The following is a 20666-nucleotide window of genomic DNA, read 5'->3' on the forward strand; positions in this document are numbered from 1 at the left end:
AATCTCTATGATTCATTGCGCCAGTAAGCATTGATATTTACTAGTCAGGGCTTGTAACGCCTCTTCCAGATCAGGCTCCGGCTTACCCAGATGAGTCACGAGTGTCATGAAGTAGCAATCCAATAGTAAAGGAATTTTGTCTCTCAACGTGTCAGGCAAACTCATCGTCGCAAACAAAGTTTGGTTGAACGATTGATAGTAGTCCATATCCCACAGCACTTCTTTGAGCAGTGCGCGGCTCAAATTAACATTGGCAAAATAGTAGCTGTAATAGACTCGCGCAAACTGTATACCGAGCTCAAAAGGATCGAGCGATGGATTCGACACACCCTGCTGCGCAAGCAGCGACAACTGCTTCATCATACCTTCGCGTAAAATAGCCAGTTTAGTCGCAAAATGGCTAAACACGGTTCCATCGGCAACACCCGCTTCTCTTGCAATCTGCCGTGTTGAGGTTTCTTGATACCCCTGTGTTTCAAATAGTTGCCACGCAGCGGCTAGGATACGCTCTCTTGTCTGATCTCGCTTACTCATGCTTTATCCATCTCAAACTCTTTAGGAAAGATGATACCTTTCCTGACCAGAGTTGACAAACTGAGCACGCTCAATTATAAAATGAGCACGCTCAGTTTATTGGAAAAGTTTTATGCAACCTCTAATCAAAAACCTGATCTTAAAGATTGTTCAATGGGTTATATTTTTACCTGGGATCTTTCTCTTCTCTTATGTTATGCGTCCGATTTTGATGTTAATACTGGTGCCCGGCGGCTTGATATTACTGGCGCTAATTGGCGGTGCAGAAGTGAGAAGAGAAATAAAACTACTGTTTAAGGAGCTACTATGACGCAGATACACTCTGTCCCTATACCGAGCCAGAGTTCATTGTTTGGCCGTCAACAGAAAAGAGGGTTTAGTGACGCTTTGCGCTTCGAAATCGCAGACACCAACCGCACACCAAGCGAAGTCTATGTCGATGTTTTTGGCCATTTGCCAAAGAGTGTCGAAAAGCTCATGGCGCTGAGAAATGCGCTGGTAAAACCGTTTGGTTTTGCTATATCGGCGGGTAAAGTTGCGCTGAATGCACAACAACTTCGAGAAGGCGAAGGTATCGGTTTGCATCACGTCGAGTCACTCACCGCAGACGAGATCATCTGTACCACGGAAGATAAGCACATGCGTGTCTCTCTTTCCATCGTCAAACATGCGCCCGGAAAGTTTACGCTCTCGACTTTAGTCAATACCCACACTTGGATTGGTTATCTTTACCTGCTGGCGATCATTCCTTTTCACAAAGTGATCGCTTTAGGTAGTCTGCGTTCGATGCTCAATCGTGTTACAAATGCAGTGCACTCTTAACAATCAGTTGTGCGAAGTAGCGCCTAAGGACGTGGCTCTGACTCCGCGATCTTCTTATCGGCTCTTAAATGCAGCAGATGATTGCGGTAAAACTCGTCCTCAACACAACCATGTTGCCGTGCTTTTTTGTAGATTGATGCGACAAAAATGTCCGCCAGCGAGAAGTGATGACCGATGGCATAGCCTGAGTCACAGCACAGAGCTGCACGCAATTTCTCTAGGCAGCGCATAATCCACTGCCCACGCAAGACCCGCTTTTCTCTATCGCCTAGCTCAGGCCGCCAAAAGGCCAACACCGTTCTATTTTGTGGTGAGTGAATACTGGCATTAACGTACTCGCATACTCGTCGGACATGGGCTCTTTCACTGCGCGTTCGCCCGAGTAAAGGCCAATTGTCGCCACTTTCTTCAAGGTACTCAATAATCGCCATGGACTCTGAGAAGATCTCGCCATCCACTGACAATGCCGGCACGTAGCCAAAAGGATTAATATTGAGATAACTGCCAGCAAGCGCTTCGTTGCTCAGTTCTATCCGCTGGTAGGCAATTTGCTTGTAATTCAGTACCCATTCCACTCGCTCCGAGCTGTTGGAGCCTTTCGCACTGTAGAGAATAACATCCATATTTTGCCCTAAAACGCTCTGTTCAATCAGGAGATGACTAGCGAAGCTTAACTCATATCACGTCCGATACAGCACCTTCACCACATGCCAGCCAAATTTGGTTTTTACCAGATGTGGTGTGAGCACTTCGCCGCTGAAACACACTTTGTCAAACTGAGGAACCATCTGACCACGTTTGAACTCTCCTAAGTCACCACCGCGTTTACCCGATGGGCAAAGAGAATGCTTTTTGGCAAGTACGTGAAATTTTACCCCTTTTTTCAGTTGCGCAATGATCTCTTCCGCTTGTTCTTTGTGTTTCACCAAAATGTGCAACGCCGCTGCTGTTTGGGCCATGCTATTCCCCTCAAAAATGTCAAAGTGCGCAAGTTTACCTGAAGTCCTCAATCGGGTCATTAATTGCTGATGAGATAGCTCTATCGCACTTTCGTCGTCGATATCCCTTGAAGGTGAGCCATTATGCAGTAAGATTGACAGTAAAAAATAACGTTAAGCAAGGTAACAGTATGGCTAAAGCCCCTAGTAAGGCAAATCAATCGCAGGGAATGCTGGTGTTTAAGCTGACACTAAAGCAGAATTTCGCTATTGGTACGCTCAAAGTCCGGGAGATCGTGCCATATTTGCCCACCACGCAAATTCCTTATTCACACCGCCACGTCATCGGCACTGTGACGATTCGTAACCTGACCGTTCCAGTCATCGATATGTCGGCGGCGATTGGTTTTCGCCCGATTGATAAGTCGGAATACAAAAATAGCTATTTGATCGTCACGGACTGCTTGCGCACTGTCGTGGCTTTTATGGTGCGTTCGATTGAGAAAATCATCGACTGCGATTGGCGCTCCATCGAGACACCCCCAGCCAGTGCCGGACACAATGTGTTTGTCACTGGTATCACCCGTTACAACAATGAAATTGTGCAGATGTTGGACGTCGAACTGCTGCTGTCAAAAATTTACCCGCAGTATGAAAATACTAAGATTCCGATGCTCACCGACATTGAACGCGAACGACTTAAAGCATTAAGCATCTTGCTGGTGGATGACTCGTCGATTGCCCGTAAACAATTGAGCGATGCGTTGGACAGCATCAATATCTCTTACCAAATCTGCAAAAACGGCGCAGATGCACTGGAATTAATGCGCCGTGAAGCCGAACGGGGTCGTCCGGTTGATTTGCTGGTCAGCGACATTGAAATGCCGGGTTTGGATGGCTACGAACTGGCGTTTGAAGTACAAAACGATCCGGCGCTTAATCGCTCCTATCGTATTTTGCACACCTCACTATCGAGTGAAATTTGTGTCGATCGTGCCCATCAAGTTGGCGCGCATGAGGCACTGGAAAAATTCAATGCTGGTGAATTGGTGGAAGCCATGCTGCGCGGTGCGCGAGCGCTTGAAAAATCCAAAGAGGCGGTATAATCCGCCTCCTCTTTCCTTAACTTGCATTCATCACTGTCGTTTCGGCATCGGATAGCTTTTACTCACAAACTCCGTCTCTTCCACTTGGTTAACTTGGTTGGTGTACGAGGCAAGCGCGTACATCACATTGGCCAGTAAATTGCCATAGCGAAACAGGATTGGCGCAGGCGACTTCAGGCCACTGTGTTCAATCGCAACTAAGGCCCTCACTACTTTTTTTGCCTGACAGCGGCACAGGTGCAATTGCGACGACACCGGATGACCACCCGGCAGCACAAATCCAGCGAAACCACCGGACAAGGCTTCACGCAGCGCGTCATAGTCGGCAGTCAACGCCTCAACATCCTCTTCGCTGATCGCTAACTTACCACGCACTGAACCGTTGAGGTGATAGATGTTCGCTTGCAGTCGGCTCAGCACCTGTCGCACCAGTGGGTCGAGCGGCTGCATGCTCAGGACGAGGCCAACTCGGCAGCAGAGTTCATCTGCGGCAATTTCAAAATCACACACCGGACTCTGTTCATAAATAAACGGATAACAGAGCTCTACCATAACTTTACTGACGGGTTTCACAAGGTCTCTCCAACCGATAAAAAAGGGAGTCAGTATAACTAACTCCCTTAAAATCATGAATATTTACCAGCGTTGAGCTTAGCCATTAGAGATCTGGCGGTGCCCTTCTTGCAAATGAACAAAATCGACCAAATCCTCACCAGACACTTGATATGCTTGACCAAAGCCTTTGACAAACAAACCCCGTTCAGCTTTTAAATTGAACAAGACAAAATCTTCCAGTTGGCTCAAGCCTGCAACAATTTCACCAAAGCGCTCTTGCATCTGACCAATCACCTGCTGCCAAAGTTGGCTATCGCGCTCCACCACACTGGCAACCGCATCAAACGTCAGGCGTTTACGCGCAAATAGCTGCTTTGCAGAGTCTTCATCTTCGATCATCATCAAAGAGACTTGTGGATTCTCTAGGAGATTGCGGGCATGACGTGCGATTTGCGAAATCAGCACAAAGTAGCCTTCTTGGTTTTGTACAAAAGGCGCGTAGCTGACATTTGGGCGGCCATCTTTATCCACTGTCGCCAGTTGCAAGGTTTGACGCTCTTGACGAAACTCTTTGATCTCCGGCTCTAAGCGGCCTTGTAGTCGTTCTTGTTTTACCTGCTGATCCATGACTTTCTCCTCACTCTTATTCTGTTACTTTGCAAACTCAGCTTGCATCGCTTTAAAACGCTCCACTTGCTGTGGAATCAGCTCACGCTTCTCATCACGGCCAAGGTAGATTTTAAAAATATTTTCCCCGCTCTGGGAGAAAAAACCAAAATAGTGGCTTTCACGCCCCATAAAAGGCTTACTCACTAAACCAACCGCTTTAACGTTGTCCAGCTTGAGATGACCATGCAGCTCACCTTGGCGTCCCATCAGGTTATAGTAGCCTCTGGCTTCTTTTCCTTTGGGAAACGGCGCTTTCACCTCAAATATCGAACCAAAAGCGTGCACTATCGTCGTCACCGGGCCGAAATCGACCAGACTTTCCAATACAGGTTGAGCCATTTCACCCGGTAGCATTACCGCCATGTCGCTTGGCAAGGCACTGACCACATCCAGCTCTGACACATTAAGGCGTTCGGCCATTGCCCCCGGCAACAGCGTTGGTTCTTGTTGCAACAGTTCTGCGACTTTTGCTTGTAGTTCGTTCATTTTGCTTCCAAAAGTTCTTGGTTTATTCAATAAATTGCGCTGTTGTTACAGCGCAATATCGTAAATCTGCTGTTGCTGCTGATACTCAGAGCTTAGTACTTGGATGCAAGCTTGGGCGAGTGTCACCGCCCAAAAGCTGCCGGCTAACGTGAGCACCAGACTCTGCCCATTCAGCTCAATTAATCCTTTTTGCTGCCAAACTTCAAACAGTGGACGCAGATACTCAAATGTATCCATTCCAGCAAAATCAGTAAGCTGACAGGCTTGCAGCACACCGCGATCAAAACCCGATTTTAACGCTGAAAAAATTGGCTCTAAGTGGTGCTGCTTTGTCACCAGCATCAAGGGCACGCGTTGCTGTCTCATCGCTTCGAGATAGCGATCAAGCTGGCGCTCTTGCATCAAACCATAACCACCAATCGAGCCACCCGCACCACAACCGATTGGCAACACTTCAGCGTAGGTTTTTGCCAAACTGTTGTATAAACTGCGCTCGCGATTGTCCGTTGCCCAGTGATTAACACTGAGCTGCTTGAGGTGATGTGCTTGCATAAACTCAACACCCAGTTGATACATAGACGCTTTCTCTGCGGTGGTCGCGGGTGCGGGCAAACGGCCTTTTTCCACTAAGTTGAGCATGGGCGCACTGCCACCAACGACCAGTTGATACAGATCTAAACCATGCGCACCGGTTGAGATGAAATCCTGCAGATCTTGCTGCAACACTTGCTCAGTTTGATGCGGTAAACCGTAAAGCAGATCAACAATGATGGGCGCTTCATCGTAACCAGCCAGCTCACTAATGCGAGAAAGCACTTGCTCTCTGTCGTCTAAGCGTTTGGCGCTGCGTCTTACTAAGGTATCAAAACTCTGAACGCCAAAGGAGAAGCGGTTAAAACCACCTTTTAGCGCACTTTGATACATCTCATCGCTAAAACGGTTGATTCGACCTTCTAAAGTGATTTCGCAGTCAGCCGCCAATGGAAAGCGGCTGCGCAGCATCGTGCCGAGCTGCTCGACCTGTTCCGGCGATAAGTCTGTTGGCGTTCCGCCGCCAACATAGACAGCATGAAACACACCGTTTTGCGTCCAAGGCTGTGCCGCTTTGAGTTCAACTTCGGCCATCAAGGCGGCGAAATAGCTATCGACCAACTGACGGCTAGCCGCATTTTGGAAGAAATTACAAAAGGTACAGCGCACGCGACAAAATGGAATGTGCACATAAAGGCAACGCTTTTGCTTGGTGCTCTCTTGCTGAGACATCAGCCGCTGGAACGTCGGACTCATTTTGTCCGCGGCTAGGGGGCGACTTCCTCCGCCGGCGTGCGCAGCGTGTTTTTGTGCAAATGCAAAGCGCAGTGGATCGGGGGTGTTCGCGCCAAGAATCGATTGATCGTACTTCTCTAAATTAAGCGTCATCGGTACTCGCTTATTACTCACCAGGTGAAGCTTGGTAAGCCTAATTCCTTAAACTGGGCAAATGATAAAATCAGACAAATGATAATGCAATTGATAATTGATATTATTTGTATTGTAGGTAATAATCTCGCCCAGTTAGCTTGATTGGACAGTATGAACATTGTGAATTTACCTAGATATGTCTTCGCAGGAATGGCGTCTCTCGTGCTGCACGCTGCCATACTTTTTGTTGCAGATGAGAAGCAAGCCTTTGCTGCAACCGCTGGAAATCAATCGTCTTCCGTAGCGGTGAATCTTGTTGCGGTTAATCCTCAGCCACCGGCAGCTAAAGTCGAACCGCAACATCCACCCGTCGAAAAAAAACCGGTGATCGAAGAGGCAAAAAAGCCTCAGCCAGCACCCATTCAACGAGAAAAAGTGCACAAGCCAGTCAAGAAAGAGGCTATCAAACCGCCAGCAGAAACGCAGCCTGTCAAAACAAAACAGACGCCAACAGTGGCAACGAACAAGGTTGAAACTCAAGCAGAGCAGACAGAAGTACAGCCGACACAAGTAAAGCAAACCGTGACTGAAGATCCACAACCGAGCAGTAAACCGACACCAGCGCAGAGCGCGCAAGGAGCGAGCAGTTTACCGGTACTGGTCGACAGACCAAGTTATCTCGAAAGGCCCGTGCCACCGAAGTATCCTCGTCTTGCACAAAAAAGAGGCATCGAAGGCACCGCGATGATTGAGATTTGGCTCGATGAAAAAGGCGAGCAGATCAAATCGGTGCTGATCGCCTCCAGCGGCACAGAGATGTTGGACAACGCCGCATTAAAAGCGACCAAAGCGTGGCGCTTCTCTCCACACGTTGAGAACGGCAGAAGAATGCCTTCTCGCATCAGAGTTCCCGTTCGTTTTTCATTGGATTAACTATGCAACATATACATGAACTACAGAGCCAACTTGGGCTAATGGCTTGGCCGCTAATCATTTGTTCCACCGTGATGGTGATGATCCTTGTCGAGCGATCCATCCAAGTCGTGCTGAGTCTTGGCGTTGGCAAACGTGCCATTCGCCGTGAGTTGCACACTATTTCGCCCACCAATAACCTGCACATTGAACAGTTGGCCGAACGCCTAGCATTGAAGCGTCCACTGCTTTACAAAGGGGTCGCCATGTTACTGGCGCATCACGCGTTTGCGAAATCCTTGCGAGAAGATGCCGCTGGAATGTGGCTACAAGAAAAACGCCATCAACTTCACTCAGGCTTACGCTTGCTCACTCTGATCGGCGTGCTTAGCCCTTTAATTGGCTTGCTCGGCACCGTACTGGGGTTGATTGAGATGTTTAAAGGCGTCGCTGCTTCCAGCGGTAATATCACTCCCAACGATCTCGCCGATGGTCTTGGCCTCGCAATGCGCACCACCGCTGCTGGCCTATTGATTGCCCTGCCCGCAATTGCAGGGGCGCAGCTACTTGGCCTTTGGGCTGATAGAGTGATGGCCAAACTGGAGCACACGCTCAACTACGTCAACTTGTGGCTGGAAGGCGTTGCCGTACAGCACGTTTCTCCACAGGGTCTGCGCACAGCAACCGAACTGACGACGGAGCTGAAATGATCAAAGCGCCGCCACCCGACAACTCGCATGGCTTGACACCCGATCTCACTCCGCTGCTCGACATCATCTTCATTGTGATGGTGTTTTTGATGCTAACCGCGGCTGTCAAGCTCGATTCCATTGATGTTGACTTGCCGAGCAGCGATTCCAACGCCGTCGCACCAGTCGAAAAGCAGTCGTTGACCATCAATATTCTAGCTGACGAGCCACACTGGGCAATCAATGGCCAACGTTACATCGATTGGGACAACTTTACGCTCGCTTTAATTGAAGAAAGCAAAAACTCAGACAAACCCGTGGTGATTGGCGCAGATAAAACCGCCGACATTCAACATCTGGTGAGGCTGCTCGGATTTCTTCAAGAAAGCGGCATTAAAGCAACACAGCTTCTTACCGAACCACCGCAATAAGAGATTTCATCTATGAAAAAGCAACTGACAACCATCGCTGCGAGCATCGCTCTGCTTGGCACAGTGATGGTGAGCCAAACCGCCACCGCAGAGGAACGCCTCATCAGCGCAGGCAGCGCCGTAACTGAACTGGTTTTTGCGCTCCACGCTGAAAAAAGTTTAGTCGGCGTCGATGTGACGAGTCATCTACCCGATTCGGTATCACTGCCCAAAATTGGCTATCACCGCAGCCTCTCCGCTGAAGGATTACTGGCGCTAAACCCAACCACGCTCGTCGGCTCCGATGAAATGGGCCCAGCACCTGTGCTAGCACAGCTTAAATCCACCGGTGTGGATGTGAAAGTGGTTAACACCGACGCTGATGTCGACGGCTTGATGCAGCGTATCGACGATATTGCTCAACTACTTGATCGTAAAGAAGCAGCTTCTCAGTTGAAACAGATCGTGGCCCAGCAAGTAACTAAGCTCGACAGTAATCAACCGGCCGAAAGCAGTAAAAAGAAAGTGCTGTTTCTTTTGATCCACGATGGTCGCGCCCCCAGCGTGGCTGGCAATGACACTACGCCAGATGCCATCATCACGCTCGCTGGTGCCATCAACCCCGCCGCGACACAATTAAACTCATACAAACCGCTGTCAACAGAAGCCATGGTCGAAATGCAGCCCGATGTGATTTTGGTGAGCGGCCGAAGCTATGAAAAATTAGGCGGGCCGGATGCAATCATCAAGATGTTACCGCTACTTGCTGCAACCCCAGCAGGCATCAATAAACAGATCGTCACCATCGATGGGTCAGCCCTTGTGGGTGGCTTAGGTCTAAAAAGCTTAGCCGAAGCTGAGCGTCTTAATCAGCTTCTCTATACCAACTAGTGATCACCATGTTACGCCGTCTTTCTCTTGCCCAAGTGCTGTGCTTTTTTAGCTTGCTGTTAGTTGCAACCGCCGTCTCTTCAGTGACCGTCGGGCCGATGAACATCAGCGCCAATGACACTTTCCACAGCTTACTTAATTTAGGCGACTTACCAGCGCACATCGACATCGTGATCCGCGAGATCCGCCTGCCACGCACCTTACTCTGTATGTTGGTCGGCGCGATCCTCGCGTTGTGTGGCGTAGTAATGCAAGGCTTGTTTCGTAACCCATTAGCCGAACCCGGTATCATCGGCGTCTCGGCCGGTGCCGCGCTCGGCGGCGCAGTGGCCATTGTCGGCCTTTCTCAAGTCAGTCACCTATATCCGCAGCTGATGAACTTGGCGATTTTGCCGCTGTTTAGCTTTCTCGGCGGTGCGGGCGCAACATGGCTTGTCTATCGTATTGGCGCGAGCAAGTTCGGTACGTCAGTCACCATCATGCTACTTGCGGGTGTCGCTATCAGTGCCATTTCTGGCGCGGTGATTGGCTATCTCAATTTTCTCGCCGACGATCAAACCTTACGCGATCTCTCATTATGGTCGATGGGATCTCTCGCCGCCGCCAGTTGGTCATCCATCATGCTGGCACTGGTCACTATGCTGATTCTTTATGGTTACTTTGCCCGCAAAGCGATGCCACTCAACGCGCTGTTACTCGGAGAGGCCGAGGCAAGACACCTTGGCATTGAGGTGCAATCACTCAAGCGAGGGCTGATCACCTTGGCGGCTGTGGGCGTCGGCGTAACGGTCAGCATTTGTGGCGCGGTCGGTTTTATCGGTTTGGTCATCCCTCATCTTGGCCGAATGCTCGCCGGGCCGGACCATCGCAAGCTGATCCCTATTTCGGCGATGCTTGGCGCGTTGCTGCTGACAGCTGCCGATATGATTGCACGCATCGCAGTAGCCCCCGCAGAACTGCCTGTCGGTATTGTCACAGCGGCGATTGGCGCTCCTTTCTTCATCTATCTGTTACTGCAACAAAAAGGAAAAATGCTGTGAGTGGACATGTCGTGCTAAGTGGTCGACAACTGGAGGTCAAATTTGGCTCCCGAGTGGTGCTAAACAAAGTCGATATTGATTTTCGAGCTGGCGAAGTGACCGCATTGCTCGGTCCAAATGGCGCAGGCAAAAGTACCTTGCTCAAGCTGCTATGCCGCGAAATTTCATCGCAAAATGAGATCGAATATTTCGGCAAAGCGGCTTCACAATGGCAGCCCGCCGAACTGTCCCGCCATCTCGGCCTTTTGCCACAGAGCAGCGCACTCACCTTTCCTTTCCTGGCACGTGAAGTGGTCGAGCTGGGCGCGATCCCCTTAAGTTTGCCGCAGCATAAAGTCAGCCAACTGGCCCAAGATTACATGCAAAAGACCGATGTATTGCATCTTGCCGAAAGCGTCTACCCTTCGCTATCGGGCGGCGAAAAGCAAAGGCTCCATTTAGCGAGAGTGCTGACACAATTGCACCAAGCGGGAAAAGATAAAATTTTGATGTTGGATGAGCCGACTTCGGCACTCGATCTTGCCCACCAGCACAACACGTTGGTGATTGCACGTCAGTTGGCCAAAGAGGAAAATGCGGCCGTCATCGTTGTCTTGCACGATCTAAACCTCGCTGCACAATATTCGGATCGTTTGGTCATCTTACATCAAGGGAGAATTGCGGTAGACGCTGCGCCATGGCAAGCGTTAACGCCAGACATAATTGAAAATGTCTATGGCTACAAAGCACTGATAGCTCAGCACCCAACTCTGGGCTTCCCACTGGTCCATGCCGCAGCATAACGCGTAAACGTGAAAATAAAAAAGCTCCGAAACTCGGAGCTTTTTTATTCCACTAACTTAGCTGAATCAATGATTTACCTATCAGCCATTCCAACTCTTTCTCACTGCCCTCACCAAACTGGCTATCCACCATTTTATACAAACGATCGATGCCATTGGCGGCAAAATCATGGGCACGCTCTGCCGCCACGATGTGGTGAAACAGCAGACGGAGGATGGCACGGAATTGGTCATTTTCCAGTGCAGCTATCCAGCTATGAGAAAATTCACCCAGGCCTTTATCGAACTCAAGGTGCTCCACAAACAACTTAAAAATCCGCCCATCCAGTGCCGAGGTAAAGTCCGTTTTCTTTGGAAAATGGTGGCTTATCCCCGTACGTGAAATGCCTGTCTGTTGGCTAAGAGTGGTGTAGGACATTTTGTCGTACCCCAGTCTCAGAAGTTGATCAACAACCGCATCCATGATTTTCTGGATAGTGATTTCGGTATCTTCTTTACTACGCTTTGGCATATTTTCAGCTCTACTCTTTGTAAATACATCCTGCTCTACGTATGGAGCAGGAATGGTCATCGCGACTAGGGATCACGGCCCTTAGACTGCAAACCGAAAATAAAATCACCTACTTTTTATGACGGTACTCTGCAATAAATGCAGAGGCATGCCTAAGAGCAAATCCAAATCACAGAATATGCAACCAAATTAACAACAAATATTGTTATCAAATTGGATTTTCTATCTGCTTGAAGAATCTTTTAATAGCGATAGATTATGTAAAATTTATTTATGCCGAGATACTGTAATAAAATTCTCAAAGGTGCAACTCACGCAACAGGTTTACTGTACTACTAAACGGTTAAATCGGTTCAAAAATTGACGGAGATCACGTCATCCATTAACAAAAGCTAAAATGATAAGCGGGTTATGCTCACTGCGCTTAATCTGACTAGATAGAAACCGAGTGAGTCCGCTATAATCCCTTTTTTAAGTGAGGATTCGTTATGAGCATTGAGACACAAGAAAACGCCGTATGTGAGGCCTGTGGCTGCGCTGGTGAGATTGGGTTCATTATTAAAGAAGGCGATAATGTTGCCGACGTTACCATTTATGCAAGTTCAAAAGAGTTGCTGGAAGCAGAATTTGCACGTTATTTAGAATTGGCAAAGTCGGTGAATGAAAACGTTGAATTTAATACCAGCGAACTCAATTCTGAATCGACCGAATTAAAAGCGCGCTTTAAGTTTGAAGTGAGTGCAGAAAAACTGATTTTTGAATTAAAAAGTCGTTCTTTAGCACGTTAATACTAATTTGTTTAAATTATATGCAAACGAGTCTCTATGAGGCTCGTTTTTATATTTGGTGATTGATTAAACTCCACTCATCCTAAAGTAATAAAAAAGCAACTTGGCGAATATATTTTAAACACGTTGCAGTCACCTTCACCTTTTTCGCCTAAGTAGAGTACACTGATACTTCGCTACTGTTCTCAAACTAGGATGTTGTCGTGACACGGTCTGTTCTGCTCTCTTGTCTATTACTCTTGCCCATAACTCTTCAAGCGCAAGCCCTCGATCACTATCAGATCCTCAATCATCTGGATAACTACGGCAATTTAGACCTGCGAAACAAACCCTACACTTCGCTACCAGACGGATTGAAAGTCAAAGGCAATCTCAATATCGGTAAAACAGCAATAAAAGCACTGCCACAAGATCTCGATATTCAAGGCAGCTTGGATGCGAGAAATAGCACACTCACTACCGTCTATGCCGGTACTTCAATAAAAGGCTATGCCAACTTACTCGGCAGCCAAATTAAAAACTGGCCAGCAGGGGTGAAACTTGGCGGTTACCTTAATTTGACCGATACACCCCTGGAAAAGCTGCCCAACGGCTTGGTCGTCAAAGGTGACCTCAGCGTGATTCGCACACCGCTAAAAAGCCTACCGGAAGGGATCGTGGTAGAAGGGAATCTGTATATCGGCGGATCGGCCTTAAGCGAGTTCCCCAATAAAATGACCGTCAAAGGCAACATTTTCCTCGGGGGTAACCGCATATCCAAATGGCCACAAGAGCTCAACCTTGGTGGCGCAGTGGCTCGCTAGCACAAGCAGTGGCGCGCTAAAACAAATAATGCCGTTGATGAGAAAGTAAAAAAACAAAAGCCGACCAATTGGACGACTTTTGTTTTGAATGGTTAAACGCTTATCTGCAATCTGTTTGTAACTGATTGTTGACCGGGTTGGCGTAGCTCGCCACCAAATAGTCTCTGGCGCCCTCTGGGAGTTGATGCAATTTCTCGCTTAGCTGACGACGCACGGCCTCCGCAATCTCCGCACTTTCTTGACCAGCGGCCAGACGGTTGATCGGATAGACGTAGTAGTTGGCATGAATTTGACGATCAATCTCTTGCGCCAATGCTTCTGGCGTTTCAAAAGCCCCTTGGATCACATCACCAAACGCGACATGTACTCGGCCTTTGTAGCCGACAATTCCCTGTATGATGCTCTCGATATCCTCAAACTCACCTTTCTCATAGCGGCCATGCGTCGCTTTCTCGTACAACTCTTTCGCCTTAGCGATGTCGCACGGATCGTTCTCGTATGAGATGGAAACAGGAACAATTTTCAGCGCCGCCATATAGTCAGCAAAGGCGATTTTTTGCTTACGGCCTTCAACATGAAACATCTTTAAAATAGCGGGATCGGTAAAATCATTGCCATCTTTTGCTCGGCCCTCTTTCTGCGCGATCCAAATCGAGTTACCGCTATCAAGAGAAAACTTGATATAGGAAGAGAGCTGGCCCAGCACTTTCATCATTTCACGCGGCGCTTTTACCGAACGCTTCACAATAAAGCTCTTGTTTAGCTTCATCAGCTCCGTGGCACACGGCTTTTTCAGTAGGTTATCACCTATCGCGATACGTACCGTTTTGTGTCCGCTGGTAAATAGCCCATAGTTGACCAAAGCCGGATCCATCGCAATGTCACGATGGTTGGAGACAAACAGATAGGCACTGTTGCGGTCAAGTTTATCGAGCCCGCTATACGTCACCCCGTCGGTGGTGCTCTCTAAAGTATCTTCCAGATAGCGTTTCACCACTAACTGGATGGCTTCAACAGAATCCAGCGTACGCCACTTGCGCTTCAGATAGAGACGCAGAAACGGTTTTACTAGTCCTTTGAACCAAGGACTACGCTGTGGAAAACGATGTTGCAATATCGCACTGATAAATTCATCGTCTTGGATCAAGCGCTCTATTGCCGCAGGGATCTCTTCGTCATTGTAAGGACGAATCTCTGCATAAGGATCGATATGGTCAGTCATTATTCTTTTCGTGTTTTAAAAAAGCTGGCACATTCTACGCATTGTTATTCGCGTACGCAGCTACCTTAGCCATAGTTTGAGGAAGGTCATACCAGTCAAATCACAAATATGACAATTTGTTGCGCTCTGGGTTCATCGAAGTGCCGAAAATACCCAATCTCCGGGGCAGCAGTTGGCTTTTGCCTTAAGAGGCGGTAATCTTGGCGCCCCAAGATTTGAGGTACCTAAAATGAACTACGCGATCGAGTTTAAAAGCGAGCACCACCGCCACCTATTCGCCACGGCGAGAAAGCGCACTTTGAAACATCAACTGGTGATTGTGCGCACTGGTCTTGCGCTGGTGAAACTCGGTAAGCAAGAGTTTGCGGTCAAACCTGAGCAAGCATTTTGGATCCCACAAAACTGCTTAACCGCGCTGACGATTCTGCCACATACACAGCTAGAGCGGTGCGATCTTTCTCTTAGACTCAAAGAATTGTTTCCAAGCAGTTCAGGCTACGTGACACTCACCCCCTTGATGAGTGCACTGTGCGACAAACTTGCCGTGACACCCGCTCACTCCGCTGCCCAAAACGAATTGCTCGCCGTGCTCAAACGTGAGATCACCGAACTTGAGCCATCTTCTTTGCCCAACCCGCTCAACGACGCGATAAATCATTGGGAAAAAGCGAGCAAAGCACTGCCAAATGAAGTCTATCTGGCTTTATTGGTGCGTGAAGCGCTCAAACGCCAGCAATCCGGTGTGAGTAAAGATGCGATTGTCGATGCATTGTTTGCGGGAAATCTAGCGCAGTGCGATCAAGCTTGTGAAGCCATCGCAGGGCGGATTCTCTAAGCGAGAAATTGGGGACTTACAATACGACACCGCCGCGTAATCGCGGCGGTAAGTGAAAAAGCACGAAACGCTTAAAAAGGCAGTTCGATTTGCATCATCACATCCCCTTCCGAGGTATCGTGCCAGCGGTAATCAAAGCGCATTCGCGGATGACCTGCTTTTTTGTCGCCAAAACCAATACTAAAAAGCACGCCATGACTACGCAACCACTCTTCTGTTGTCATATTTTGCGCTTCTTTTTGGTACTCCTCCGGCAACCAAAAACCAATACCAAAATGATTACTGGCTAAATTTTGGCTGATCACAGGGCTGTCTTCAGATTTAAGTGCCCATTCATCCCAATAATCTTTTTGTTGTGTGGTCTGTTGATCATCCAAATGAAGTATCACTGCATCGCTTTCATCCTCATCGATGCTCTGGCATGCCTCATACATCTCATCTTCTAACATCACCGAACGCTCTTCGGGAAGAACGCATGAAGCGTAAGCATGATGAGATAGCAGCAGATAAAAACTTGCGATAACCAGATTCTTCAACATGCTCATCAGACCTCTACTCAGAAGCGGGTATTGTCTTATACAGACACTTTTTAATCAATAATTTTGTGACCGATGCTGTAGTTAGCGTATGTAAACTTTCACCATTTTCAGCCGCCCGACGAATATCGGTACTTCTGATTTTTACCTTCTCAGGGCAAGCCATCACTGACCAGCGCTTGAGTATTTCTTGCGCTTTATGGAAGTCAGCAAACTTAAAAAAGTTATCTGGTCCGATCACAAAGGTAATATCGGCATCAGGATACTTTTCTTGAATTTTTTCTAATAGGGCAAAAGTGGTGACGCTTTGACCTGGCTGGTATAACTCTTGCTCAAATGAGGAACGCTGAATGTTCGAGAGCGACAGATCCTCAATAAATGCGTCAAGCAGTTCGCACCGAGTTGGGTAATCGAGCATGGTTTTGCCCCACGCATGGGCAATCGCCGGTTCTAATAGGACTAAGTCAAAATGGGACAGAGACTCGATCACACTTTTGTGACCCAAACTGGGGGGATTAAACGCACTCCCAAATACAGCGATTTTCAGCATAAATGGTATTTACTCAGGCTTTGGAGTTTTCTCTTCAAATGAATCGGGTATGATACTACCAGTCTTGATTATTTTGTATTACTCATCTGGATTTACCCCTTCAGGTGTACTTCAGATGACTTAAGCTTGCAGGAAAAGGAAACCGAAATGGAACAACTCATCCGCGATGAAATGCGTGTTCTCCCAACAATTGACCCGCATTTTGAAATTGAACGTCGCGTTTCTTTCATCAAACGAAAACTGCTTGAATCCGGATGCAAAGCGCTGGTTCTTGGTATCAGCGGCGGTGTCGATTCCACGACTTGCGGCCGTTTAGCACAGTTAGCCGTCAATGAGTTAAATGCAGAGAGCGGCACTAACGCCTATCAATTTATCGCCGTACGCCTTCCTTATGGTGAGCAAAAAGACGAAGACGAAGCGCAGTTGGCACTCTCTTTTATCCAGCCAACTCATTCCGTTTCCGTCAACATCAAACAAGGCGTCGACGGCTTACACGCGGCGTCACACCGAGCGCTAGAAGGAACGGGCTTGATTCCGAGCGATGCAGCCAAAGTAGACTTTGTTAAAGGTAACGTCAAAGCGCGTGCTCGCATGGTGGCGCAATACGAAATCGCCGGTTACGTTGGCGGTTTGGTGTTAGGGACGGATCACTCGGCAGAGAACATTACGGGTTTTTATACCAAATTTGGGGATGGCGCTTGCGATATGGCTCCCCTATTTGGCTTAAGTAAACGTCAGGTGCGACAAGTCGCCGCAACCTTGGGCGCGCCAGAATTGCTGGTGAAAAAGACGCCAACAGCGGATTTGGAAGAGCTGGCACCACAGAAGGCCGACGAAGATGCATTGAATCTGACGTACGAGCAGATTGACGATTTCCTCGAAGGCAAACCCGTCAGCCAAGCAGTGTCTGAGCGACTGATTGCTATCTACAAAGCCACCCAACATAAACGTCAGCCTATTCCAACCATCTACGACTGAATAACTCGCTGACATGACACCATGTAAAAAGCCAGTTGCGCTGTGCAACTGGCTTTTTGTTTACTGCGGATGAGATAAGTTGCGCGACGTTAGCCGAGCTGGAAAGTCACATCCGACTCTGGTACGCAGCAACACGCTAGCGCTTTACCGTCACGTTTCTCTTCCTCCGACAGCGCAGGCACGTCCAGCTGATGCACACGCCCTGCAGTGACCGTCACTTTGCATGCGCCACAAAACCCGGCGCGGCAACTGTAGCTCATCTCCAATCCTGCGTTTTCCACTTGTTCGAGCAAAGGCTGCTGGTTGTTGCCGTCAAATTCGTGCTCACCGAAGCGGATGGTCACGTTTTGCAGCGGTTTATTGGTTGCAGCAGAAACCCCAAAAGCTTCTTGATGGTAATGGTTTTCAGGCAAGCCTTTTTTCAGCAATAGACTCTTAGCTTTTTGCATAAAGCCATCTGGCCCGCACACAAACACCTGACGCGTCTCAACCGCTGGGATCTGTTTGATGTGCGATAAGCTCAGCCGTCCTTTGAGCCCGAACCAATCCACTGGCGCTTGAGTTAAGGCGATTTTCACACTCAGGCCCGGATGCTGCGCTTTCAACTGCTCTAACTCGTCACGGCACGGAATGTCTTCAACACTACGGCACTGATGGTAAAAAACCACATCGTCCATCGCTTGATGATCAGCCAAATAACGCAACATGGAGAGCATCGGAGTCACACCGCTTCCGGCTGAGAGCAGAAGTAACGGGCTGTGTTTATCGGTGAGATGAAACTGACCATCAGGCGTTTGCGCACTGAGCACATCACCGACGGAAAGATGCTCTGCCAACCAGTTCGATACGCGCCCACCTTCAATACGCTTGACCGATATAGCATAACGCCCAGGTCGAGATGGACTCGACGAGAGCGTATAGCGGCGCGCAATCCGGGCTCCATCAATTTCAATTTCAATCGGTAGGTGCTGGCCGGGTTGGTAGATAGGCAATTGCCCCGACTTTGGCTCCAACCAAAAGGTGATAAAATCACGCGCTATGGTCTCTTTCTCAACACAAGTCAGTTCAATGCGCGCTGGCGAGTTGTCCGGGTAGAACTCTCTCTCTTTGCTTTCGAGCACTTCTACGCGATCGCCCGCGCGGATCATCCCTTCATTAAGCGCGACTAAGTTCTGGCCAAAAAACACGCCGCCACGTTCATTGGCTCTAAATTGCAGCAAGGTTTTTAGCGGCTCTTTACTCTGGCGAAACTGACCTTTTTCCACATCTACTGTGGTCAATACGCAGCGCTCACACGGCTTGACAGCCTCAAATTCCACCTCGCCAATACGAATGCGTTTCCAACCGTCCTCGGCAAACGCATCGGTATTGCTCACCACTAAATTAGTGCGAAATTGATCCATCAGATGATGTTCAGGACTACGACGATTCAGCTCCGCCAAAGACGCTTCACTGATGACAAGCAAGGGATAACCATCGGCAAAACTGACGTTGTGCCCTACTTTTTCACGCACTCGGTTCGACTGTTCACCGCAAAACAACAGTTCGACACGCTGCTGCAACACGTCACTAAACCAGTCATCCGCTTCATCGGTGGTGGTATAGGCAATAAACTGATCTTTCCACACCTGCGCGGGTGCTTCTTGCATTTTAAAATCGCGGTAGCGAATCGTCAGTGATGGTTTGCCAACAGAGCTAAACACCACACCGTCAGCCACAAGCGCGGAAGAAATGGTCACCAATTGAGGATATTTGCGCGCTGTTACCATGCCACCATCGGCGGTTGCCAGCATAAAGCGGCGGTCAAAACTCAGCCCCTGCTTCTCGACCCAAGCACTGGAGAGGGACAGTCCACCGACCGATTTCACCGGAAACACGTTAATTTGTTTGAGAATGGCTTGTGACATGGGCTTCGCTTCCTTGTTATTTGGCGTGAAGCATATGATAAACAATTGATATCCATGTTAAAACGTTTTTAATTTGCAGAATGGCAAACTGTAACCGCAATGAAAAAGCGGATGAAATGTCAGACGCTTTCCTATATCATCCTGTCGCCTAAACGGTAGCGTTTGCGCAAACTGTTTAGGCTCCTTTCGGATCACAACTTTTGGTGGGAGCAACAATGACAACACTTACGATTACTCGTCCTGACGACTGGCACGTTCACCTACGCGATGGCGAGGTTTTAGCCGATACCGTTCGCGATATTAGCCGCTATAACGGTCGCGCGCTGGTGATGCCCAATACCGTTCCTCCTGTTACCACCACCGAAATGGCGCACGCTTACCGCGAGCGTATTATGGCGCACCAACCCGCCGCCCAGTTTGAACCACTGATGACGCTCTATCTCACCGACAACACCACCGCTGAAGAAATTCACCGTGCGAAGGCAAGTGGTATCATCGTCGCGGCGAAACTCTATCCAGCTGGCGCAACGACAAACTCCGACTCTGGTGTGACCGACGTAAAGAAAATTTACCCAACGCTGCAAGCGATGCAAGACGCCGGTATGCTGCTGCTGGTCCACGGCGAAGTGACTCATCACGATGTCGACATTTTCGACCGCGAAAAGACTTTCCTTAAAACGGTTTTAGCACCGATTGTAAATGACTTCCCTGGTCTAAAAATCGTTTTAGAGCACATCACCACCTCAGACGCGGTCGACTTTGTCAACCAAGCGGGTGACAACGTGGCGGCAACCATTACCGCTCATCACTTGCTTTACAACCGTAATCACATGCTAGTTGGTGGCATCAAACCGCATTTTTACTGCTTGCCAGTACTAAAACGCAACACTCACCAACTGGCGCTACGCAAAGCGGCCACCAGCGGCAGCAAAAAGTTTTTCCTAGGGACCGATTCAGCCCCGCACGCTAAAGGGGCGAAAGAGTCCGCGTGTGGCTGCGCCGGCTCTTACACTGCGCACGCTGCACTTGAGCTCTATGCTGAAGTGTTTGAACAAGAAGGAAAACTGGAGAATTTAGAAGCGTTTGCCAGTTACAACGGCGCTGATTTCTACGCCCTACCACGCAATGCGGACACCGTTACTCTCATCAAGCAAGCGTGGTCCGTTCCCGCTTCTATGCCATTTGGCGGTGATGAAGTAGTGCCTATCCGTGCTAACGAAAAGATTGAATGGACCGTACAATAATCGATTTGTAGCGAAAATCGCAATAAGGCCGCTGATTTTAGCGGCTTTTTTATTCCT

Annotated in this window: 26 protein-coding genes; 14 read left to right on the forward strand and 12 right to left on the reverse strand. The window is 48.7% G+C overall.

The window, feature by feature from the left end; genetic code table 11:
• Positions 1 to 12: 12 nt before the first annotated feature.
• Positions 13 to 534: a TetR/AcrR family transcriptional regulator gene (locus EWA64_RS20290; RefSeq protein WP_061894437.1), complete on the reverse strand. Its 522-nt coding sequence runs from the start codon at positions 532 to 534 to the stop codon at positions 13 to 15.
• 112 nt (positions 535 to 646) lie between these two features.
• On the opposite strand from EWA64_RS20290, the gene EWA64_RS20295 reads away from it, so the two are divergent.
• Together EWA64_RS20295 and EWA64_RS20300 are read left to right on the forward strand one after the other, a co-directional pair.
• The gene (locus tag EWA64_RS20295) at positions 647 to 844 is read left to right on the forward strand and encodes a hypothetical protein (protein WP_061894436.1); all 198 of its coding nucleotides are present in this window, start codon (positions 647 to 649) and stop codon (positions 842 to 844) included.
• A complete protein-coding gene (locus tag EWA64_RS20300; protein ID WP_061894435.1) occupies positions 841 to 1356 on the forward strand; it encodes a DUF2867 domain-containing protein in 516 nt (171 codons plus the stop codon). The genes EWA64_RS20295 and EWA64_RS20300 overlap by 4 nt, the downstream gene beginning before the upstream one ends.
• Positions 1357 to 1379: 23 nt before the next feature.
• Here the strand turns inward: EWA64_RS20300 and EWA64_RS20305 are convergent, their stop codons facing one another.
• Together EWA64_RS20305 and ppiC are read right to left on the reverse strand one after the other, a co-directional pair.
• Complete coding sequence (locus EWA64_RS20305) at positions 1380 to 1979, reverse strand: glutathione S-transferase family protein (protein ID WP_061894434.1); 600 nt, start codon at positions 1977 to 1979, stop codon at positions 1380 to 1382.
• 57 nt (positions 1980 to 2036) lie between these two features.
• On the reverse strand, positions 2037 to 2315 hold the full coding sequence (ppiC, locus tag EWA64_RS20310) for a peptidylprolyl isomerase PpiC (RefSeq protein ID WP_061894433.1): 279 nt from the start codon (positions 2313 to 2315) through the stop codon (positions 2037 to 2039).
• A 170-nt stretch (positions 2316 to 2485) separates the two neighbouring features.
• Here ppiC and EWA64_RS20315 point away from each other — a divergent pair, with 170 nt between their 5' ends.
• Positions 2486 to 3400, forward strand: a complete 915-nt coding sequence (locus tag EWA64_RS20315) for a chemotaxis protein (protein WP_061894432.1) — start codon at positions 2486 to 2488, stop codon at positions 3398 to 3400.
• A gap of 30 nt (positions 3401 to 3430) precedes the next feature.
• Here the strand turns inward: EWA64_RS20315 and EWA64_RS20320 are convergent, their stop codons facing one another.
• From EWA64_RS20320 to hutW, 4 genes are all read right to left on the reverse strand, one after another.
• On the reverse strand, positions 3431 to 3973 hold the full coding sequence (locus EWA64_RS20320) for an ATP:cob(I)alamin adenosyltransferase (protein WP_061894431.1): 543 nt from the start codon (positions 3971 to 3973) through the stop codon (positions 3431 to 3433).
• 78 nt (positions 3974 to 4051) lie between these two features.
• A complete protein-coding gene (gene hutZ / locus EWA64_RS20325; RefSeq protein WP_039434577.1) occupies positions 4052 to 4582 on the reverse strand; it encodes a heme utilization protein HutZ in 531 nt (176 codons plus the stop codon).
• 24 nt (positions 4583 to 4606) lie between these two features.
• On the reverse strand, positions 4607 to 5110 hold the full coding sequence (gene hutX, locus EWA64_RS20330) for a heme utilization cystosolic carrier protein HutX (RefSeq protein WP_061894430.1): 504 nt from the start codon (positions 5108 to 5110) through the stop codon (positions 4607 to 4609).
• A 45-nt stretch (positions 5111 to 5155) separates the two neighbouring features.
• Positions 5156 to 6529, reverse strand: coding sequence for a heme anaerobic degradation radical SAM methyltransferase ChuW/HutW (hutW, locus tag EWA64_RS20335; protein WP_061894429.1), 1374 nt, complete (start codon positions 6527 to 6529; stop codon positions 5156 to 5158).
• Positions 6530 to 6682: 153 nt separating this feature from the next.
• On the opposite strand from hutW, the gene EWA64_RS20340 reads away from it, so the two are divergent.
• The 6 genes from EWA64_RS20340 (at position 6683) to EWA64_RS20365 (ending at position 11235) form a co-directional block, all read left to right on the forward strand.
• Positions 6683 to 7444 (forward strand): energy transducer TonB, encoded by a 762-nt coding sequence (locus EWA64_RS20340; RefSeq protein WP_230856351.1) that lies wholly within the window; start codon positions 6683 to 6685, stop codon positions 7442 to 7444.
• A gap of 2 nt (positions 7445 to 7446) precedes the next feature.
• Entirely contained in the window at positions 7447 to 8133 is a 687-nt protein-coding gene (locus EWA64_RS20345; protein WP_061894427.1) for a MotA/TolQ/ExbB proton channel family protein, read from the forward strand.
• On the forward strand, positions 8130 to 8543 hold the full coding sequence (locus tag EWA64_RS20350; RefSeq protein ID WP_061894426.1) for an ExbD/TolR family protein: 414 nt from the start codon (positions 8130 to 8132) through the stop codon (positions 8541 to 8543). The genes EWA64_RS20345 and EWA64_RS20350 overlap by 4 nt, the downstream gene beginning before the upstream one ends.
• A 66-nt stretch (positions 8544 to 8609) precedes the next feature.
• Complete coding sequence (locus EWA64_RS20355; RefSeq protein WP_425315135.1) at positions 8610 to 9413, forward strand: heme/hemin ABC transporter substrate-binding protein; 804 nt, start codon at positions 8610 to 8612, stop codon at positions 9411 to 9413.
• 8 nt (positions 9414 to 9421) lie between these two features.
• Entirely contained in the window at positions 9422 to 10453 is a 1032-nt protein-coding gene (locus EWA64_RS20360; RefSeq protein WP_061894424.1) for a FecCD family ABC transporter permease, read from the forward strand.
• Positions 10450 to 11235 (forward strand): heme ABC transporter ATP-binding protein, encoded by a 786-nt coding sequence (locus EWA64_RS20365; RefSeq protein ID WP_061894423.1) that lies wholly within the window; start codon positions 10450 to 10452, stop codon positions 11233 to 11235. The genes EWA64_RS20360 and EWA64_RS20365 overlap by 4 nt, the downstream gene beginning before the upstream one ends.
• Positions 11236 to 11287: 52 nt before the next feature.
• On the opposite strand, the gene EWA64_RS20370 is transcribed toward EWA64_RS20365, so the two are convergent.
• Entirely contained in the window at positions 11288 to 11746 is a 459-nt protein-coding gene (locus tag EWA64_RS20370; protein WP_061894422.1) for a TetR/AcrR family transcriptional regulator, read from the reverse strand.
• Between the two features lie 488 nt (positions 11747 to 12234).
• Here EWA64_RS20370 and EWA64_RS20375 point away from each other — a divergent pair, with 488 nt between their 5' ends.
• On the forward strand, positions 12235 to 12534 hold the full coding sequence (locus EWA64_RS20375; protein ID WP_061894421.1) for a YfcZ/YiiS family protein: 300 nt from the start codon (positions 12235 to 12237) through the stop codon (positions 12532 to 12534).
• A 203-nt stretch (positions 12535 to 12737) separates the two neighbouring features.
• Entirely contained in the window at positions 12738 to 13337 is a 600-nt protein-coding gene (locus EWA64_RS20380; protein WP_139045670.1) for a hypothetical protein, read from the forward strand.
• Between the two features lie 100 nt (positions 13338 to 13437).
• Here EWA64_RS20380 and EWA64_RS20385 read toward each other — a convergent pair whose 3' ends face one another.
• Positions 13438 to 14559 carry a 1-acyl-sn-glycerol-3-phosphate acyltransferase gene (locus EWA64_RS20385; RefSeq protein ID WP_061894420.1) on the reverse strand — a complete coding sequence of 374 codons (1122 nt, stop codon included), beginning with the start codon at positions 14557 to 14559 and terminating at the stop codon, positions 13438 to 13440.
• Positions 14560 to 14788: 229 nt separating this feature from the next.
• Here EWA64_RS20385 and EWA64_RS20390 point away from each other — a divergent pair, with 229 nt between their 5' ends.
• On the forward strand, positions 14789 to 15394 hold the full coding sequence (locus EWA64_RS20390) for a hypothetical protein (protein WP_061894419.1): 606 nt from the start codon (positions 14789 to 14791) through the stop codon (positions 15392 to 15394).
• Positions 15395 to 15465: 71 nt separating this feature from the next.
• Here the strand turns inward: EWA64_RS20390 and EWA64_RS20395 are convergent, their stop codons facing one another.
• Both EWA64_RS20395 and EWA64_RS20400 read right to left on the reverse strand, forming a co-directional pair.
• Positions 15466 to 15843 carry a hypothetical protein gene (locus EWA64_RS20395; protein ID WP_230857247.1) on the reverse strand — a complete coding sequence of 126 codons (378 nt, stop codon included), beginning with the start codon at positions 15841 to 15843 and terminating at the stop codon, positions 15466 to 15468.
• Between the two features lie 103 nt (positions 15844 to 15946).
• Complete coding sequence (locus EWA64_RS20400; RefSeq protein ID WP_061894418.1) at positions 15947 to 16480, reverse strand: nicotinate-nicotinamide nucleotide adenylyltransferase; 534 nt, start codon at positions 16478 to 16480, stop codon at positions 15947 to 15949.
• A 147-nt stretch (positions 16481 to 16627) separates the two neighbouring features.
• Here EWA64_RS20400 and nadE point away from each other — a divergent pair, with 147 nt between their 5' ends.
• Positions 16628 to 17458, forward strand: coding sequence for an NAD(+) synthase (gene nadE / locus EWA64_RS20405; RefSeq protein WP_061894417.1), 831 nt, complete (start codon positions 16628 to 16630; stop codon positions 17456 to 17458).
• Positions 17459 to 17547: 89 nt separating this feature from the next.
• On the opposite strand, the gene EWA64_RS20410 is transcribed toward nadE, so the two are convergent.
• On the reverse strand, positions 17548 to 19365 hold the full coding sequence (locus EWA64_RS20410; protein WP_061894416.1) for a hybrid-cluster NAD(P)-dependent oxidoreductase: 1818 nt from the start codon (positions 19363 to 19365) through the stop codon (positions 17548 to 17550).
• Positions 19366 to 19580: 215 nt separating this feature from the next.
• On the opposite strand from EWA64_RS20410, the gene pyrC reads away from it, so the two are divergent.
• Positions 19581 to 20609, forward strand: coding sequence for a dihydroorotase (gene pyrC, locus EWA64_RS20415; protein ID WP_061894415.1), 1029 nt, complete (start codon positions 19581 to 19583; stop codon positions 20607 to 20609).
• Positions 20610 to 20666 lie beyond the last annotated feature (57 nt).

The sequence above is a fragment of the Vibrio cidicii genome (assembly GCF_009665415.1).
Taxonomy (GTDB): domain Bacteria; phylum Pseudomonadota; class Gammaproteobacteria; order Enterobacterales; family Vibrionaceae; genus Vibrio; species Vibrio cidicii.

Excerpts from the sequence above, each read along its gene's own strand:
- hutW (WP_061894429.1), bottom strand. The coding sequence starts at position 6,529 with ATGACGCTTAATTTAGAGAAGTACGATCAATCGATTCTTGGCGCGAAC.
- EWA64_RS20355 (WP_425315135.1), top strand. The coding sequence starts at position 8,610 with ATGGTGAGCCAAACCGCCACCGCAGAGGAACGCCTCATCAGCGCAGGC.
- hutX (WP_061894430.1), bottom strand. The coding sequence starts at position 5,110 with ATGAACGAACTACAAGCAAAAGTCGCAGAACTGTTGCAACAAGAACCA.
- EWA64_RS20410 (WP_061894416.1), bottom strand. The coding sequence starts at position 19,365 with ATGTCACAAGCCATTCTCAAACAAATTAACGTGTTTCCGGTGAAATCG.
- EWA64_RS20360 (WP_061894424.1), top strand. The coding sequence starts at position 9,422 with ATGTTACGCCGTCTTTCTCTTGCCCAAGTGCTGTGCTTTTTTAGCTTG.
- EWA64_RS20375 (WP_061894421.1), top strand. The coding sequence starts at position 12,235 with ATGAGCATTGAGACACAAGAAAACGCCGTATGTGAGGCCTGTGGCTGC.
- EWA64_RS20315 (WP_061894432.1), top strand. The coding sequence starts at position 2,486 with ATGGCTAAAGCCCCTAGTAAGGCAAATCAATCGCAGGGAATGCTGGTG.
- EWA64_RS20295 (WP_061894436.1), top strand. The coding sequence starts at position 647 with ATGCAACCTCTAATCAAAAACCTGATCTTAAAGATTGTTCAATGGGTT.
- hutZ (WP_039434577.1), bottom strand. The coding sequence starts at position 4,582 with ATGGATCAGCAGGTAAAACAAGAACGACTACAAGGCCGCTTAGAGCCG.
- EWA64_RS20385 (WP_061894420.1), bottom strand. The coding sequence starts at position 14,559 with ATGACTGACCATATCGATCCTTATGCAGAGATTCGTCCTTACAATGAC.
- EWA64_RS20395 (WP_230857247.1), bottom strand. The coding sequence starts at position 15,843 with ATGTTAGAAGATGAGATGTATGAGGCATGCCAGAGCATCGATGAGGAT.
- EWA64_RS20300 (WP_061894435.1), top strand. The coding sequence starts at position 841 with ATGACGCAGATACACTCTGTCCCTATACCGAGCCAGAGTTCATTGTTT.
- EWA64_RS20390 (WP_061894419.1), top strand. The coding sequence starts at position 14,789 with ATGAACTACGCGATCGAGTTTAAAAGCGAGCACCACCGCCACCTATTC.
- EWA64_RS20345 (WP_061894427.1), top strand. The coding sequence starts at position 7,447 with ATGCAACATATACATGAACTACAGAGCCAACTTGGGCTAATGGCTTGG.
- EWA64_RS20290 (WP_061894437.1), bottom strand. The coding sequence starts at position 534 with ATGAGTAAGCGAGATCAGACAAGAGAGCGTATCCTAGCCGCTGCGTGG.
- EWA64_RS20350 (WP_061894426.1), top strand. The coding sequence starts at position 8,130 with ATGATCAAAGCGCCGCCACCCGACAACTCGCATGGCTTGACACCCGAT.
- EWA64_RS20400 (WP_061894418.1), bottom strand. The coding sequence starts at position 16,480 with ATGCTGAAAATCGCTGTATTTGGGAGTGCGTTTAATCCCCCCAGTTTG.
- nadE (WP_061894417.1), top strand. The coding sequence starts at position 16,628 with ATGGAACAACTCATCCGCGATGAAATGCGTGTTCTCCCAACAATTGAC.
- ppiC (WP_061894433.1), bottom strand. The coding sequence starts at position 2,315 with ATGGCCCAAACAGCAGCGGCGTTGCACATTTTGGTGAAACACAAAGAA.
- pyrC (WP_061894415.1), top strand. The coding sequence starts at position 19,581 with ATGACAACACTTACGATTACTCGTCCTGACGACTGGCACGTTCACCTA.
- EWA64_RS20305 (WP_061894434.1), bottom strand. The coding sequence starts at position 1,979 with ATGGATGTTATTCTCTACAGTGCGAAAGGCTCCAACAGCTCGGAGCGA.
- EWA64_RS20340 (WP_230856351.1), top strand. The coding sequence starts at position 6,683 with ATGAACATTGTGAATTTACCTAGATATGTCTTCGCAGGAATGGCGTCT.
- EWA64_RS20370 (WP_061894422.1), bottom strand. The coding sequence starts at position 11,746 with ATGCCAAAGCGTAGTAAAGAAGATACCGAAATCACTATCCAGAAAATC.